At 57.3% G+C, this 15,937-nt stretch carries 17 protein-coding genes; 10 read left to right on the top strand and 7 right to left on the bottom strand.

The window, feature by feature from the left end:
* The first annotated feature begins 6 nt into the window (after positions 1–6).
* Positions 7–762 (top strand): ABC transporter ATP-binding protein, encoded by a 756-nt coding sequence (locus GOW56_RS18270; protein ID WP_152459074.1) that lies wholly within the window; start codon positions 7–9, stop codon positions 760–762.
* Positions 763–771: 9 nt separating this feature from the next.
* Positions 772–1,527, top strand: coding sequence for an ABC transporter ATP-binding protein (locus GOW56_RS18265; protein ID WP_152459073.1), 756 nt, complete (start codon positions 772–774; stop codon positions 1,525–1,527).
* A gap of 492 nt (positions 1,528–2,019) precedes the next feature.
* Here GOW56_RS18265 and GOW56_RS18260 read toward each other — a convergent pair whose 3' ends face one another.
* The 4 genes from GOW56_RS18260 to GOW56_RS18245 are packed head-to-tail and all read right to left on the bottom strand — an operon-like array spanning position 2,020 to position 5,180.
* Positions 2,020–2,817, bottom strand: coding sequence for an ABC transporter permease (locus GOW56_RS18260; protein WP_171206779.1), 798 nt, complete (start codon positions 2,815–2,817; stop codon positions 2,020–2,022).
* Positions 2,814–3,566, bottom strand: a complete 753-nt coding sequence (locus GOW56_RS18255; RefSeq protein ID WP_117872369.1) for an ABC transporter permease — start codon at positions 3,564–3,566, stop codon at positions 2,814–2,816. Before GOW56_RS18255 ends, GOW56_RS18260 begins: the two co-directional genes overlap by 4 nt.
* Positions 3,567–3,575: 9 nt before the next feature.
* Positions 3,576–4,340 (bottom strand): transporter substrate-binding domain-containing protein, encoded by a 765-nt coding sequence (locus GOW56_RS18250; RefSeq protein ID WP_171206778.1) that lies wholly within the window; start codon positions 4,338–4,340, stop codon positions 3,576–3,578.
* Positions 4,341–4,382: 42 nt separating this feature from the next.
* On the bottom strand, positions 4,383–5,180 hold the full coding sequence (locus GOW56_RS18245) for an ABC transporter ATP-binding protein (protein ID WP_171169002.1): 798 nt from the start codon (positions 5,178–5,180) through the stop codon (positions 4,383–4,385).
* Between the two features lie 77 nt (positions 5,181–5,257).
* On the opposite strand from GOW56_RS18245, the gene GOW56_RS18240 reads away from it, so the two are divergent.
* The 4 genes from GOW56_RS18240 to GOW56_RS18225 are packed head-to-tail and all read left to right on the top strand — an operon-like array spanning position 5,258 to position 9,482.
* Positions 5,258–5,914, top strand: a complete 657-nt coding sequence (locus GOW56_RS18240; protein ID WP_171118878.1) for a TetR/AcrR family transcriptional regulator — start codon at positions 5,258–5,260, stop codon at positions 5,912–5,914.
* The gene (locus GOW56_RS18235; RefSeq protein WP_171206777.1) at positions 5,911–7,095 is read left to right on the top strand and encodes a pyridoxal phosphate-dependent aminotransferase; all 1,185 of its coding nucleotides are present in this window, start codon (positions 5,911–5,913) and stop codon (positions 7,093–7,095) included. Before GOW56_RS18240 ends, GOW56_RS18235 begins: the two co-directional genes overlap by 4 nt.
* Positions 7,092–8,696 carry a 5-guanidino-2-oxopentanoate decarboxylase gene (locus GOW56_RS18230; protein ID WP_171206776.1) on the top strand — a complete coding sequence of 535 codons (1,605 nt, stop codon included), beginning with the start codon at positions 7,092–7,094 and terminating at the stop codon, positions 8,694–8,696. The genes GOW56_RS18235 and GOW56_RS18230 overlap by 4 nt, the downstream gene beginning before the upstream one ends.
* Before the next feature lie 3 nt (positions 8,697–8,699).
* The gene (locus tag GOW56_RS18225) at positions 8,700–9,482 is read left to right on the top strand and encodes a dimethylarginine dimethylaminohydrolase family protein (RefSeq protein WP_171206775.1); all 783 of its coding nucleotides are present in this window, start codon (positions 8,700–8,702) and stop codon (positions 9,480–9,482) included.
* A 266-nt stretch (positions 9,483–9,748) separates the two neighbouring features.
* Here GOW56_RS18225 and GOW56_RS18220 read toward each other — a convergent pair whose 3' ends face one another.
* Genes GOW56_RS18220 through GOW56_RS18210 form a run of 3 tightly spaced genes read right to left on the bottom strand, consistent with a single transcriptional unit; the run spans position 9,749 to position 11,410 of the window.
* Entirely contained in the window at positions 9,749–10,624 is an 876-nt protein-coding gene (locus GOW56_RS18220; RefSeq protein ID WP_171206841.1) for a copper resistance D family protein, read from the bottom strand.
* Between the two features lie 2 nt (positions 10,625–10,626).
* Positions 10,627–10,968: a copper resistance CopC family protein gene (locus GOW56_RS18215; protein ID WP_171206774.1), complete on the bottom strand. Its 342-nt coding sequence runs from the start codon at positions 10,966–10,968 to the stop codon at positions 10,627–10,629.
* A gap of 10 nt (positions 10,969–10,978) precedes the next feature.
* Positions 10,979–11,410, bottom strand: coding sequence for a cytochrome c (locus tag GOW56_RS18210; RefSeq protein ID WP_171206773.1), 432 nt, complete (start codon positions 11,408–11,410; stop codon positions 10,979–10,981).
* A gap of 1,285 nt (positions 11,411–12,695) precedes the next feature.
* On the opposite strand from GOW56_RS18210, the gene GOW56_RS21700 reads away from it, so the two are divergent.
* The 4 genes from GOW56_RS21700 to GOW56_RS18190 are packed head-to-tail and all read left to right on the top strand — an operon-like array spanning position 12,696 to position 15,936.
* Entirely contained in the window at positions 12,696–13,112 is a 417-nt protein-coding gene (locus GOW56_RS21700) for an antitoxin Xre-like helix-turn-helix domain-containing protein (protein WP_217358838.1), read from the top strand.
* On the top strand, positions 13,109–13,816 hold the full coding sequence (locus GOW56_RS18200; RefSeq protein ID WP_217358837.1) for an RES family NAD+ phosphorylase: 708 nt from the start codon (positions 13,109–13,111) through the stop codon (positions 13,814–13,816). Before GOW56_RS21700 ends, GOW56_RS18200 begins: the two co-directional genes overlap by 4 nt.
* A 26-nt stretch (positions 13,817–13,842) precedes the next feature.
* Entirely contained in the window at positions 13,843–15,000 is a 1,158-nt protein-coding gene (locus GOW56_RS18195) for an aminotransferase class V-fold PLP-dependent enzyme (RefSeq protein WP_171206772.1), read from the top strand.
* Between the two features lie 9 nt (positions 15,001–15,009).
* A complete protein-coding gene (locus GOW56_RS18190; RefSeq protein WP_171206771.1) occupies positions 15,010–15,936 on the top strand; it encodes a DUF4007 family protein in 927 nt (308 codons plus the stop codon).
* The last annotated feature ends 1 nt before the right edge of the window (position 15,937 follow it).

The raw sequence follows: 15,937 nt of genomic DNA, 5'->3' as shown, positions 1-15,937 counted from the left end.
CGAGCCATGGCAATTCTAAGAGTCAAAGACGTCAGCAAGCGCTTCGGCGGCCTCAAGGCGCTCACGGATGTGAATCTCAGCGTCGAGGAGAATTCGGTTCACGCAATCATCGGGCCTAATGGTGCGGGCAAGTCGACCTTGCTGAATTGTCTGGTCGGCAAGCTCATGCCAGATACCGGGTCCGTATTGTTCGACAATGCATCGGTCTTGGGGCTTGAACCCTTCCAGATCAACCAGATGGGCATAAGCCGAGTGTTTCAAACACCAGAGATTTTTGGTGAATTGACGGTGATGGAGAACATGTTGATTCCGATCTTTGCCATGCGGGATGGCGCGTTCCGGATGCATGCATACGAGACCATCGCCAACGAAAAGGCTGTTGTTGAACAGGCCGAAGCCATGCTGGAAGAAATGAACATGGCCGACAAGCGCGAGATGCATGCAGCCTCGCTGTCGCGCGGCGACAAGCGCCGGCTCGAGATTGGCATGTGCCTCAGCCAGAATCCGAGGCTGTTGCTGCTGGACGAACCGACGGCGGGGATGGCGCGGGCGGATACCAACAACACGATCGACCTGCTGAAACAGATCAAGGAAGAACGCGACATCACCATCGCGATCATCGAGCATGACATGCATGTTGTCTTCAGCCTTGCCGAACGCATCACTGTTCTGGCCCAGGGGACACCCCTGGTTGAAGATACTCCTGAAAACATCCGCGGAAACCCAAAGGTTCGCGAAGCCTATCTGGGCGAGGCTGCGTAAGGACAAGCTATGAACGAGAAACCTGACTTTTCGAAAAACGCCAATATGGCCAGCACCGCCCCTGCGTTTCTTTCCGTTTGGGATATGCACTCCTATTATGGAGAAAGCTATATCGTGCAGGGTGTCAGCTTCAATGTGCATGAAGGCGAGATTCTTGCGCTTCTTGGGCGCAACGGTGCGGGCAAAACCTCGACACTGCGCTCGATTGCAAGGGTTGGAGAACCCGAAGTAAGACATGGCGAAATCTGGTTGGACCACAAACCGCTGCACAACATGACAAGCTATGAAGCAGCAGCGGCTGGCCTTGGTCTTGTACCGGAAGACAGACGCATTATTCCCGGCCTGACAGTTGAAGAAAACCTGCAACTTGCACAGATTGCTCCTCCGATCGGATGGTCCCTTGAACGGCTTTACGAGCTGTTTCCGCGTCTCGGTGAGCGCAGGAAGCAGGAGGGGATTACATTGTCGGGAGGCGAACAGCAGATGCTGTCAATCGCCAGAGCGCTTGCCAGGGACATCAAGGTGCTGCTTTTGGATGAGCCGTATGAAGGTTTGGCGCCTGTTATCGTCGACGAAATCGAAAAAACCCTCATACATGTCAAGCAGCAGGGTATGACCACGATCATCGTTGAACAGAACGCTGTGCGCGCTTTGGAACTGGCGGATCGCGCGATAATTCTTGACACCGGGACCATCGTGTTCGACGGAACGGCAAAAGAAGTGCTTGAGGACACCGGTCTTCGTGAGGAGTATCTGGCGATCTAAGCGTTATTCTGATTGGCAAACAAACCCGATGGGTATGACCAGTTCGTGGCTCACCATGACCCGCGTTCAGCGCAGATACTGCCCATTCGCGCGATCAAAGGTGTTTCACCCCAAAAATGATGGTCGTTGGCTCAAAGCCGAATGCGGGTTTGCGGTAACAGGTTCTGTCGGGCCTGCGCTGAATGCGCGCCTCGTGGAACGCGCCCCGAAGGACGAGGGGGCAAGTTTGCAATGCTTCGCGACATCCGCCACTGCGCCAACCAGACGATTGCGCCGCGGTGTTCCAGGTCGCTGTGCAATGGATAAGAAAGTCAGGCTCTGGCCCTGGGCAGCCAGTGCCTTCGCCGCAGGGGCCTGCAAGCCGAACCTTCCCTAAATCATTTCGGGCAACCGTCTTGATCGTGGGCCCATGGTTTCAATCGGCCTGAAAACGCGCCGACGAAATCTGTGCCCGGAGTGGGGCAGTGGGTCTCGCTTTACTTCCGGCTTGGACTATCCGGCTGGCCCATTTCGGCTTCCGGTTCCCAGCACCTTCACTTCCAGCCAGTGGAACATCAGGGCAATAATACCGGCAACGAGAATGTAGAATACGGCCAGCAGGATGAGCGGCTCGTAGATGATGAACGTGTCGGACCGCACTCGGGATGAAACGGCATAGATATCAACCACCGTAATCGTGGCAACCAAGGGCGTCGCCTTCAACTGGAGAATGGTTTCACCGCCCAGGGTCGGCAGGACATTGCGAATTGCCTGCGGCAACCAGATGCGGCGGAACATCGTCAGCCTTGGCATGCCAAACGCCTTTGCCGCCTCCAGCTGACCTTTGGCGACGCCTTTGAAGGCTCCGCGCATCACCTCACCTTCATAGCCGGCATAAGAAAGCGTCAAAGCCAGCACCGCATAAGGCCAGGCCTGACGCAGATACGGCCAAAGCTCGGACGATCGTATCCATGGGAATTGAGGGAACAATGAGCCGAGGCCATAATACAGCAACCAAAGCTGCAAAAGCAGAGGTGTGCCCCGAATGATGGTGCAAAACGCCTTGGCCGGGGCCGCAAGGTACCAGGGCCCAACGGCCTGGGCCAACCCAAGTGGTACAGCCAGCAGAAACCCGAGAACGACGGTGACAACAAGCAGCCAGAGTGTGGTCCAGATTCCCTGTAATGCAAGCGGAGCGTATTTCGGCAACCAGTCCCACCGCAATGCCATCGCACACCAAACCACGATCCCGGCAAAGACCAGCATCATCACGATGCGATGGGGTTGCATCAAAGACCTGAGATCGATCATCTGCCACCTCCTTTCAGAGAAGGTTGACCGCGACGCGCCCATTTCTCGATCCGCGCGAAGATACCACCCGAAAAGAGAGTGACCATGAGGTAGAGAAAACCCGCTGCCAGAAAGAAGGTAAAATAGGCCCGGGTGCTGCTGGCGGCCTGCCGGGTTTCCAGTGTCAGTTCGTTGAACCCCACGACCGCGAGCAGTGCAGTGTCCTTGGTGGCAATCAGCCACAAGTTGGCCAGACCGGGTACAGCAAAACCCATCATGGCGGGGATCGTGACACGCCGCATGGTCATGAATGCGGGCATCCCGTAGGATTTGGCCGCCTCGATCTGTCCGGGTGGAACCGCCTGAATGGCTCCGCGCAGAATCTCGGTTGCATATGCGCCCTGAACGACGCCCAGAACCCAGATGCCCGCAGCGACGCCATTGACCTCGACCCGTCCTCCGCCCATTGCAGCGGAGATTTTGTTGATGATGTCAGATCCCACGTAATACAGGATCAGGATCAGGACCAGTTCCGGCACGGCCCGGATCACGGTCGTGTAGATGGCAAGAAGATCGCGCGTGACCTTCCCGCCGTAAAGCTTGCCATAGGCTCCGAACAACCCGATCACGAGGCCGAGCGCATATGCACCAAAAGCGATCTGCAATGAGTGGGACAATCCGCGCAGCAGATTGCCCCCCCAACCCGGTGGCGACAGCGACAGAAGCTCTGCGCTCTGCGCCAGTCCAAGCGATTCCAACAGTCCGGTCACGGCAGCCGCTTAGTAGATGCTGGCCGAGAAATAGTTCGAAGTGATCTTCTCGTGCGTTCCATCGGCAAGAATTGCCGCGATGCCCTTGTTCAGCGCTGCAAGCAGGTCATCATCGCCCTTGCGAACACCGGCACCAACGCCCCGGCCCAGGATGGCCGGATCATCTGCGACGGCGCCTTTGATTTCACAGCATGCCCCGGCATCCGAGTTCACGAAGTCCGCCATGGCGATACTGTCGGCCTGAGTGGCGTCAATACGACCTGCGAACAGGTCCTGGTTGGCCTCATCTTGAGTTTGATAAACCTTCAGTTCGGAATCCTTGAAATATTCCTGCGCATAAGCCTGGTGGATGGTCGACGCCTGAACGCCGACAACCTTACCGGCCAGCGAATCGGGGGTCGCTTCGATATCCATCGATTTGTCCGCGACAATGACGGCAGGTGTGTTGTAGTAAGGATCGCTGAAATCAATGGTTTTCAGCCGCTCTTCGGTGATCGACATAGACGCCATGATGGCGTCGATCTGCTGTCCGGTCAGCGACGGGATGATACCATCCCAGGCGACCGGCGTGATGACACAGTCAAGTTCCGCAGCGGCGCAGACCGCATTGATGACATCGATCTCCCAGCCGACCCAACTACCTGAACTGTCCAGTGATGCGAATGGCGGGTAAGGTTCGGCTGCGATGCCGATCTTGACCTCTTCTGCACTGGCGACACCAGCCGAAAGGACAGCGGCGGCAAGGCCGGACACGAGCAGTTTCTTGACGTTCATTTTGATACTCCCTTTTGGTTCATTTTGTTTTGTTTTTTAGGTTCAGGCGACCGAGCTGAGGAACTGCTTCAGGCGCTCTGATTTTGGGTTTCCGAAGACCTCGGCAGGTGGGCCCTGCTCTTCGATGCGGCCCTCGAAGAGATAGACAACGTGGTCTGCGACTTCGCGTGCGAATTTCATTTCATGGGTGACAAGCAGCATTGTGCGCCCTTCGGCGGCAAGATCGCGGATCACGGTCAGAACTTCGCCAACAAGCTCGGGATCAAGCGCTGATGTGGGTTCATCGAAAAGCATCACCGAAGGATCGACTGCAAGCGCCCGGGCAATGGCGGCGCGCTGTTGCTGACCACCCGAAAGATAGGCTGGATAGGTGTCAGCCTTGTCGCCAAGGCCCACCCGTGTCAGCAATTCATGCGCCCGTGCGATCGCCTGGGCCTTCGGCACCTTGAGCACATGCACCGGCACTTCGATCACGTTCTCCAGAAGCGTGCGGTGTGTCCACAGATTGAACTGCTGGAAAACCATGGCCAGACGCGTGCGGATACGTTCGATCTGGCGGCGGTTGGAAGGGCTGCCATCGGTGTGCATTTCAACCAGTTCACCGCCGATGGTTATCTTTCCGGAACTCGGCGTTTCCAGAAAGTTGATGCAGCGCAGCATGGTGGATTTTCCAGAGCCTGACCCCCCGATAATGGCAACAACATCCCCCTTGTTTGCGGTCAGGGATACGCCTTTCAAAACCTCCAGCGTGCCAAAGGATTTGTGCAGATCCTCAACCTTGATCGCCTCGTCAGGCGTGGTTGTTTCGGGTGCGGGTGCAACTGCTTTGGCTGTGTCCATATCCAAGAATCTTCTGATTTCAGCTTGCAGTAAGCCCCGAATCTCGCAATTATGCAAGTGTATAATAACCCCGTGCCATGGATGACACTGACGTGCAGGACGACAGCCGCAAATTCAAACGTGAGTCTGCCGAGTTTCGCCGCGAGGCGCTGATTCTGGCGACTTTGGACCTGATCGCCGAGATGGGCGTTCGGGGTGCCACGGTGCGCGAGATCGCAGCCCGCGCGAATGTGACCCAAGGTTTGATCCGGCACTATTTCTCATCCAAGGACGAACTGGTTCAGGCGGCGTATGAGCACCACATGAATACGCTGACGGACCAGACCGCGGCGTCATCAGGAACCGGAAGCGCGGTTTCTAAGTTGACCAACTTCGTCGACGCGTCACTGCGACCGCCGATCGTCGATCCAAGCGCCGTGGCGTTGTGGGCGGGTTTCCTGAACAAAGTGCAGCATGACCCGAAAATGCAGCGCATTCACCAGCGAACCTATGACTATTTCCGGGATCACCTCGAGAAGCTGATCGTCGCGGCATTGCAGGAAACCGGGCGTTCGGTTGATGCGTCAGAGGCAATGCAACTGGCCATCGCATGCAACGCGGTGATCGATGGCCTGTGGCTTGAAGGGGGCGCGCTTCCGGATGCGTTTTGCGAAGGCCAACTGGCGCGGATCGGTTTGGATTCCGTCAGCGCCATCGTCGGGATTCCATTGACCAAAGAGGTGGAGCAGTCATGAAGACCACATCGGTGACAGAACGGTTGGCGGGCTTGGGTGGTGCCAAATGGGGCGTACATCTGAAAGCCCGCGACCTGATCAAGGCCGGAGCGGACATCGTCGAAATGACGATAGGAGAACCGGACGTGCCGGTGCCGGATGCGCTGGTCGAAGCCACCGTTGCCTCATTGCGGGCGCAGCGGACAGGGTACTCCAACGGGCGCGGTGAAGCAGGGCTGCTTGACGCGCTGGCTGCGCGCTATTCTGCCTCTCGCGGGCGGGCTTTCGAGCCCGGGAATTTTCTGTGCTTTCCTGGCACACAAACCGCCTTGTTCGCAGCCATGGCCGGGGTCGCCGAGGCGGGCGACGAAGCTCTTGTCGGCGACCCGATGTACGCGACCTATGAAGGTGTTGTTCGTGCATCCGGGGCCGAGATGGTGCCCGTACCGCTGCGGCCCGAGAAAGGGTTTCGCATGCAGGCCGCAGATATCGCGGCCCGCATCACTCCGCGCAGCCGCACCATTCTTCTGACAACGCCGCATAACCCGACGGGCGCGCTTCTGACCGCCGCGGACATTGCCGAGATCGGGCAGCTGGCGATTGCGCGTGATTTGTGGATCATCTCGGACGAGGTCTATGAAGAACTGATCTTTGACGGTGCCCGATTTGTTTCACCATTGGCAGATCCGGAACTGGCGGATCGTGTCATTGGCGTATCATCCATCTCGAAGTCTCATGCCGCTCCGGGATTCCGCAGTGGCTGGTGCGTCGGGCCCGCCGCGTTCTGCGAAGCGCTGCTGCCCTATTCCGAGACCATGCTTTTTGGCAATCAACCGTTCATCGCGGACATGACCGAAAAGGCGATCCGTGACGGATCCGAGGTTGCCCCCGGTATGGCCGCCCGATTCTCTGGTCGCGCGACCCTGTTGGCCGATCGTCTTGAAGCCGAAACGGATCTGAAAGTTCACCGGCCCGAGGCGGGAATGTTCGCACTCATCAATGTCTCTGCCACCGGGCTGGATGGCGAAGCCTATGCCTGGGATCTGCTTCAGGCCGGGGTGGCCGTCATGCCGGGATCTGCCTTTGGTGACAGCCTGAAGGACTGGGTGCGGGTTGCTTTGACGATCAATGACACGGATTTTGGTACCGCAGTTTCCCGTATCATCGAACACGCCAACAGCAAATCACGCGAGGTCGCATGAGCGGTATGACAATTGGCGAAGCTCTGGTTGCCGGGCTGCGCCAGCGGGATGTGACCTGCGTCTTCGGAATTCCGGGCGTTCACACGGTGGAACTGTATCGAGGGCTTGCCGCTTCGGGCATACGACATGTGACGCCCAGACACGAACAGGGGGCGGGTTTCATGGCCGATGGCTATGCCCGTGTGTCGGGTAAACCGGGTGTTGCCTTTGTGATCACCGGCCCCGGATTGACCAATACGCTGACGCCGATGGCGCAGGCGCGGGCCGATTCAATACCGATGCTGGTGGTGTCCGGCGTCAACAAAACCGGATCACTTGGCAAGGGTTTGGGGCATCTGCACGAATTGCCAGACCAAATCGGGCTGGCGAAAACGGTTGCGTTGGTATCCGAACAGGTCACCGGCCCCAGTGCTCTGGCCCAGGTTTTGGACCGCGTTTTTCACGGCCTCAGCAATGGTCGCCGCGGGCCGGCGCATATCGAGGTTCCGTTGGATGTCGCAGCGGCGGAATACCAGGAAACAGCAGTCGAGACGCCTGACCCTGATCCTCCGGTCAGCCCGGCATTGATCAGGCAGGCTTCAGGGCAACTGGCTGAGGCAAAGAAAGTCGTCATTTTGGCGGGCGGCGGCGCGAAACGTGCCGAGGCGGGATTGCAGGCACTGGCCGAAGCTCTGGATGCTCCGGTTGTGCAAACCGTCAACGCGCGCGGCCTGATGCACGGACATGCTCTGACCGTACCGGCCAGCCCCAGCCTGAACGCGGTGCGCGCATTGTTGGAAAGCGCCGATTGCGTTCTGGCCTTGGGAACCGAGCTGGGGCCAACCGATTATGACATGTATGCCACCGGTCAGTTTGCGAAACTGCCAAACCTGATACGGGTTGATCGGTGCAGCGATCAGCTTTCACGGCATGAGGCAGCGATTGCCATTCAAGGTGACGTCGGCTTGGTTTTGCCAGCGCTGTGTAAGGTCCTGCCGCAGAGGTCACGGCAAAGCAACGGTGCGGACTGTGCCAGAAAAACGCGCAATGCGGCCTGGCAGGAGATTGGTCCGGATTATCGCCAACAGGTGGAGATACTGAATGCAATGCGCTCGGCGTCTCCGAATGCTCTGATGGTCGGGGATTCCACCCAGCCCATTTATGCTGGCAATCTTTACTATGACCACGACCGGGCTGGTGGCTGGTTCAATGCGGCAACGGGGTATGGTGCGCTTGGCTATGGCATACCCGCAGCCATCGGTGCGTCGATTGCCGATCCAACGGCGCGGGTAATATGCATCACCGGCGATGGCGGGGCGCAGTTTTCAATGCCGGAAGCAATGGCCGCGGTAGACGAAAACCTGCCGGTCACGTTCGTGATCTGGAACAATCACGGGTACCGGGAAATCGCCACATCGATGCAGGATGCAGGCGTGATGGTCATTGGATGTGACCCCACACCCCCCGATTTTGCAGCAACGGCCAGATCCTTTGGCATTCCGCACACCCGGGTTCCCGACAAGCCGCAGGCCATCGCGCAAGCGTTACGCGAAACCGCGTCCATGGGCGGGCCCGCGATGATCGAAGTCACCGCCCGAAAATTCGAACCTCAGAGAGATTGAAACATGTCAGACCCAACTTTTGAGTTTTCCCGCGCCATCACTCGCCGCCCGGCACCGACCATCGCCGACGGATTGCGCGCAGAAGATATCGGAAACCCGGATTTCGATGGGATGACGGGCGCGCATGGGGCATACGTGGCAGCACTGAAAAGCACCGGGGCCGAGGTGATCGAGCTTGATCCCCTGGATGCGTTCCCTGACGCGCAGTTTGTGGAAGATACGGCCCTGTGTCTGCCGCAGGGTGCTGTGCTGATGCGGCCGGGCGCGCCTTCGCGAATGGGGGAAGTGGCCGAGATCGCCCCGGCACTGCGGGCCTGCTATGAAACGGTCACACAGATCAATGGTCCCGGCCATATCGAGGGCGGAGACATCCTTGTAACCGGCCGCGAAATTCTTGTGGGCCGGTCAGACCGCACTGACGCGGAAGGTGTTGAGGAACTGGCAAAAATCACCTCGGAATGGGGTCACAAACTGCGGGAAGTGTTCACGCCCGAGGGCGTTTTGCACTTCAAAACGGATTGTTCTCTGATGGATGCCGAGACAATTCTTGCGACCCGGCGATTGGACGCTTCGGGCTGCTTTGAAGGCTACCGGGTGCTGCATGTTGCTGACGGAGAGGAGGCGGCGGCAAACGCGATCCGGTTCAACAATCTGGTGCTGATGGCCGCTGGTTTCCCACGCACCGCAGAGATGCTGGACCGCGAAGGCTATGAGGTCGTCGAAATTGACAATACCGATTGTGCAAAGCTTGATGGTGGCATGTCCTGTCTTTCATTAAGGTTTTGAGGGGCAGCTGCAGGGTTCAGACCCCAGTGAATTCGGCAGGTCGCGTGTTGATGGTTCGAAAGACAGGCGGTGAACAAGCTTGATTTCTTACGGTTGACCGGCGCGCAGGTGGCACTGTTTGAACCCTGTTTGCCATAGGCCCAATGGCTAGGCCCCGCGGCAAGGGTCGGCGGGCCCTGAGTGGGATTGTCTTCCTTGTTCGCATCGGATCGTGCACCGCCGCTGCCATTGCTGCACATTGCGCGCGCACCGGTGTCTGGCCCGCTCTAATGGCCCGAATTCGGAAGCGTCAGAACACTCGTGAGTGTCGCTGTTGTGGCCAGCACCATCAATACCATCAATGCCTCAACCTCGATGGAGCGGGCGAGGCGTTGCGCTGCCTTGACCTCTCCACCTTGCATGGCCGGAACAAATCGGAGCTTGTTTGCGGCGGCAAGAAACAACAGCAGAGCCACAAAAAGCACTTTGAGCAACAACGCCTGCCCGTAGCCAGTGAACAGCAGCCCTTGGAGATTGCCGACAAGCAACCAGGCCATCCAAAGGCCCGCCACGATCAACGCCGGCACAAGCCAAGTGGCAGCTTGCCCAAAGACATGACCGAGCTCAGCAGCATCCTTCAGGTGTTCAGGAGCAAGGGCCATATTCCGCAGCGGGCTGAAGATGCCCACCCAGAAAGCTACACACAACAGGTGCAGCAGGAGCAGGAGCTGGATACCAAAGCTCTCCAGTTCCGGCACGTGCCCGATCTGCGCAAACGACCACAGAGCGATCGAGCCACCCAACAACGCGATCCACTGACCAAAGCGAGGAACGGACAGCCCCACAAGGATCAACGCTGCGCCTGCAAGGCGGTAAACAAGTGTGTCGCCCACGGATGTCTGCCACAGCAGGCCAAGCATCTTCGGATCGACTATGCCGTCAACCCCGCCTGTCAAGGCGGCCCCACGAAGCAAGAAGCCAACTGCTGTCGCGACAAGAGCAAGCCATGCCAAGGCCCTTGCCTGACGCGCCATTGCAAGGTTCACCGGTGCGACAAGGCCGGAATAGAGGCATCCGACAATCACAAGCCCGGCAGAGCCCGCAAAGCCGATGTACAGCACCAGCTTTGCGAGGATCGCAGCAATCGCCCAGATGTCTGGCATGCTCATTCCACGGTAAAGGAAAACGCGCCCTGCATCGCATGGCCGTCTTCACCCAAACCCCGCCATTCGATGACATAGGTGCCCGTTCCATTGCTCGGCAGTGGGATCGTGAATGCCTGACCAAAACTTGTCTGGTCGCCCAAATCCAAGCTTACCGCCGAGTGTTCTTCATGGGCCATCTCTATCCGTGTCAGCCGGATGTTTTTTGAGAAGTTGAGACCAATTTCAGCGGGCACAGTGGTTATCGTGGCGCCGTTGGCAGGGGTTGTTTCTTCAATTTTGGAATGCGCCAGTGCGCCGTTGGCAAGCGCAACCATAAGCGCGAATGTCATGATCTTCTTCATTGGGTTACCCTCAGTTTATTCCGTTGGCACGCTGGATTTCGCGAATGTAGGCGATCACCATGGCAACGTCACCTCGTGTCAGGCCCTCCACGGGGGGCATGTCGCCAAACTGCCAATGGTGGCTTCTTACACCTTGTGAAACCGCCCTGTGAAAGGCTTCATCAGCGTGGTGGCTGGGTTCATATATTTTGTGGATCAAAGGCGGCCCGACGCCCTCTACGCCGACCGCGTTGGCGCCGTGGCATGACGCGCACGAGACCTCAAAGACACGCTGGCCGATTGCGGCATTGCCTGCGATGGCTGGCATCCGAATTGCGACCATGGCGTCGCCTTTGCGTGTTTCATGCGATGTGGTCTCTTCAATTGCGCCGGGGCGAAGAGTTACGAAGGCGGCGACGGCAGCGACAGCGCATGCGCCGATTAGCAAGTGACTTTTTTTCATGGATTGGTCCTGACATTTTGGAAGCTGGCAACGCTGCGGCACATCGCGAACAGCCACACGTGCTGGTCGCTAACATCCGCAGGGATTTGTGCTGCTTCAAAGGTCAGGGGGCCTGTAAAGGACGTCTGGTTCACTCAGCTTGACTTGGGTTCCAACATGGAGCTCCGGGTCAGTATCACGCCGACCCTTGGCAACTTCACTGACTTGGAACGGCAATGCAACGGCTTGGCAGATAAAGGGATTGCACTTTCCGGTTTCGGAACTCTCCGGGTCATGATGATGACCTGAAGCCGAGACGTCTCCGCTCGTTGCCAGTGCTGAGTGTTCGGAAGGTTGCGTATGGTGCTCACAGTGAAAGCCCGCGCAGCCCTTCGACAGCGCGTGCGCAACACCGCCAATGCCGGTCAGGATGACCAGAACGCCAACCAATAGAACAAGTGAATATCGCCGGATGACCATGGTGCCGGACGTTACTGCACGCAAGCGCACGATACAACGCCACACAATTCATCGCCCCGAAACAGGGTCGCTCAATTGTGGTCTGCGATGCAAAAAAAGCAAACCGTGACTGCGATGCGGTTTTGTGCGCTGCATTCTCACCATAGTTGTCATGGCCCAATTCGCAGTATCGGATGGTATCAATCATGCGCTCCCTATGAGACTCACTGAAAGGGCCGAGTTTATCCCGCGCGCCCTTGTCCTTGCCAAAGCACTCTTGAGACCCCGGGCATCATTGTGCATAGTTCATGCCCGACTGTTATTTGTGCTTTTTTATTGCGTCGCCGCACGCTGCAAGACGCCCTGCCAGAGTACCAGCCTCTTTAGGGCGTCGGGTACGCAAAGTCATACGAAGGGTCCCACGTGTGGTGCTTGGTCTAGTGCGGGGTTTTGGAGTTGTCTCGGGCAGTGGCCAACGAAAGTAGTAGATGCCATGTCGGGACAGTGAAAGATACGCATGCAGCTTCATTTTGTGTCACACCTGTGTGTCACACCGCTCTAATGCTTGCTATCTAGTTGTATTGTTAGGTTTTGGTGGAGCCTAGGGCCACCATACCCTCGTTGAAAACACTGCGTTTTCTGCCGGTCAGGACTTCTCGCCCCCACACAAACCCCCACATAGTTCTGACTTTGGTTGATTTCAACTGCTGCTACTTGGGCCATTCAAACCGAATTGGTCAATCTCAAGGCGCGGACGTGCCAACCAATCAAGCAACGCATGCTCCACAAAGGATATTGACAATACCTCATCATATGATATGTATTTTCTACTCATATGGAGCTAATCATGCTTGAACCTATCCCAAATGTAACTCAACCGGCATATGTCCAGCCAATTGACCAACAGGACAAAATCGCTGCGATTATCAAAGGCGTTGTTCGGACCGCTGATGCTTGGGGACTTTCGAACGCCGAAGCCGCAGTGTTGTTCGATGTTCCGACTGCTACTTGGGGGCGCATGAAAGCTGGTACGTATAAGGGCGTGCTAGATCAGGACAAGGTCACCCGCGCAAGCCTGCTGATCGGATTGTTCAAAGGCCTGAGGCTCTTGTTCAACGGTCCGCTCACATTTGGCTGGCCAAAGACCGCCAATGCAGGCCCGGGCTTCAATGGCAAGACCCCGGTTCAGATCATGTGCGAAGGCGGAATTCCGGCGATGATGAAAATGCGCCAGCATATAGATGCGCTCCGAGGTGGCGTGTGATCAGAGCAAGTGACCTGGCACAGGTCGAGTTTACCGACCCCAAAACTGTCCGGCTGATTTCTACCGCATATGTCGACGAACCTACAATGGCACCGTTGGCGGATAATGACGATGAGTTGGCGATCCTTGAGGAAATCGAAGGGCTGACCTCGGCGCGCCGGTCCGTCACCCTGCCACTCCCGGGCGGCCTTCATCCTGGTGAGCTTCTGACCGAGGCCGCCGGCTATGGCTGGACACTGGTGAATGCAGCGTTCTGCTATACCCGCCCGACAGGCAACAGGTTCAATGGCCCGGACCGCGGGGCGTGGTACGCGTCTTATGGAGATCTTGCGATAGAAACCGCGCAAGCCGAGGTATCCTGGCATCTGACGCGAGAGCTTGAGGCGACCGGTGTGTTCGACAACCTCACGTCCTACAGGGAGCTTTTTGCCGGGTTCACTTCACAGTTTCACGAACTCGCCCCGGGAACAGAAGACGCCGCATTGCACACTGACCCTGCGACCGCATACCCGGCGGGGCAAGTCCTGGCCCGCGATGTGCTTGGCTCAGACGGCAACGGGATCCTCTACCCGTCCTCACGACTGCCGGACGGTCAATGCCTGGTCGCACTTCGTCCGCATTTGGTGCAGAACATTCGGCAGGGTGCGACTTGGGATTTCGTGTGGGATGGCGCGCCTGCACCAACCATCACCATGCGTTCATAGAAACCTGCGGAGGCAACTAAAAGATCATGCTATATCTTGATGGCCTTTCGAGCTGGCCGATGCGCCCGGAAGCGAGAGACACTCTCCTAGAGGCTTTGGCACAACCTGGAAATGCCAATTCCAACCACCTTGCCGGCTGGAAGGCTAATAGCCACTTCGAAGCAGGGAGGCGAGCGGTGGCAGATCTTATTGGCGCCACACCGACCGAGATCTATGTGACCTCCGGCGCCACAGAGGCTAACGCACTTGCAATAGTCGGCACTGCGCGTGCTGTAGCAGGACAAACCCCAGAAAGAAAAAGAATTGTACTGTCTGCGATGGAACATGATGCAGTCCGCCGTCCTGCAGACATGTTGCAAGAGCTGGGCTTTGAGGTTGCGATCTGTCCAGCAAATACCAATGGTGCGATTTGTCTGGAAAGCATGGAAGCCCTTCTTGACAAGCGCACATTTCTTGTCAGCACGATGCTCGCCAGCAATTTGACAGGCGTCATTCAACCAATTGAAAAGATAAGTAAAATGTCCCGTGATGTCGGTGCCCTTTTGCATGTCGATGCAGCGCAGGCCGCGGGCAAACTCTCAATCGATGTTTTCGATCTTGGTGTCGATTACCTCAGCCTTTCGGCGCATAAATTCGGCGGCCCGCAAGGCGTTGGCGCGCTTTTCGTGGCCGCCCACGCACCAAAGCCAAACGAACTGACGGCTGCGACTCCCGTCAGAGAGAACCTAAGCGGAACCCAACCGGCCGCGTTGACAGCAGCAATGGGCACCGCCGCAGAGATCTCGCTACAGAGCATTTCGCGCGAAACAACCCACAGCCGAAACCTAATCTCCCGACTCGAGGATCAACTATCAGGTAGCCCGGCCCGAGCGGAACGCCTCTTTTCATCGAGCCCGTCCATTCCCGGCGCCGCCGCTTTCGTCCTTGATGTATCTTCAACATCTGATCTAATAGACGTATTGAATACGAAGATATGCCTTTCGAACGCCTCTGCTTGCCATTCGGGACTGTTGCAGCCATCGCCGGTGCTATCCGCACTAAACCTTTCCCACGACAGGCAGAAACGTTTCCTGCGCGTCGGCGTCGGATGGTGGCTAAATGAGCAAGACATTGACGAGGCGGCAGCGGCAATAAACGACGCAACCGCCAAAGTCCGGGTTGCTACTGGTGAGCTTCACCAGTAGCATAGCTTTATGGCCGATGTATTTGACAATTGGTCCGGCAAACCACAATTCGCCGGGCACGAGACATTCCCCCTGCGCATCCTTTGGTTGCGCAAAGCATATGACGCGGTTCGTGACGGCGCCCCACTGACAGTCTTTAAGGACGATGAAGCCATTTCTCGGTTCGGTGTTGGACGCAATATGGCGGTTTCAATGCGGTTTTGGGCGCAGGCTGCTGGAATCATCGAACTCGATGGCAAAAAATTGAAGCCGACGCCATTGGGAGATCTGCTTTTTGGTGATGGAGGACTCGATCCGTATTTGGAGCATCCGACATCCCTGTGGCTTATCCACTGGAATCTTGCGTCGAGCCCTGAAAACACCACGACTTTCTTTTATTGTTTCAATGGGTTGTTCGGCCACGAGTTTCGATCAGCAGATCTAGTCCAGGCAATTGAGCGCTTGATTGAGCAAAAAGGCTGGCGCGGTGCGCACAAGACCATCCAAAACGATGTGACGGTGTTTCTCCGCAGTTACTGCAGTCGCCCTAGTGGAGCGATGGACGATGCAGCTGAACCCCTTCTCTCGGAACTCGCTTTGGTGCAGGAAACAGGCGCGAGCGGATGGTACGAGTTTTCAATTGGACCAAAGCCAAACCTCCACGATGCTCTCTTTGCCTATGCGTTGGATACCTACTGGCGGAGAGCGCATCAAAGCCGCGCGACACTCGCTGCAGAACTGATTTGCCACGACGCAGGCAGTCCCGGCCGTGTGTTCAAAATGGACGAAGACAGTGTCATTGAACGCCTGATGCGGATCAATGAAAGCACCTCCGGTGCGTTCGTGTGGACTGACACCGCAGGCCTGCGACAGATCCAGCGCAGCAGCCAGTTGGACACGGGCGCTCTTTTGAAAGGCGCATTCGATGAGATTGCGCGCCATGGAAAGGCCGCGTGAC

The sequence above is a fragment of the Ruegeria sp. HKCCA0235A genome (assembly GCF_013033235.1).
In the GTDB taxonomy this organism is placed as follows: domain Bacteria; phylum Pseudomonadota; class Alphaproteobacteria; order Rhodobacterales; family Rhodobacteraceae; genus Ruegeria.
This window is presented reverse-complemented; position numbering and strand designations above follow the sequence as displayed.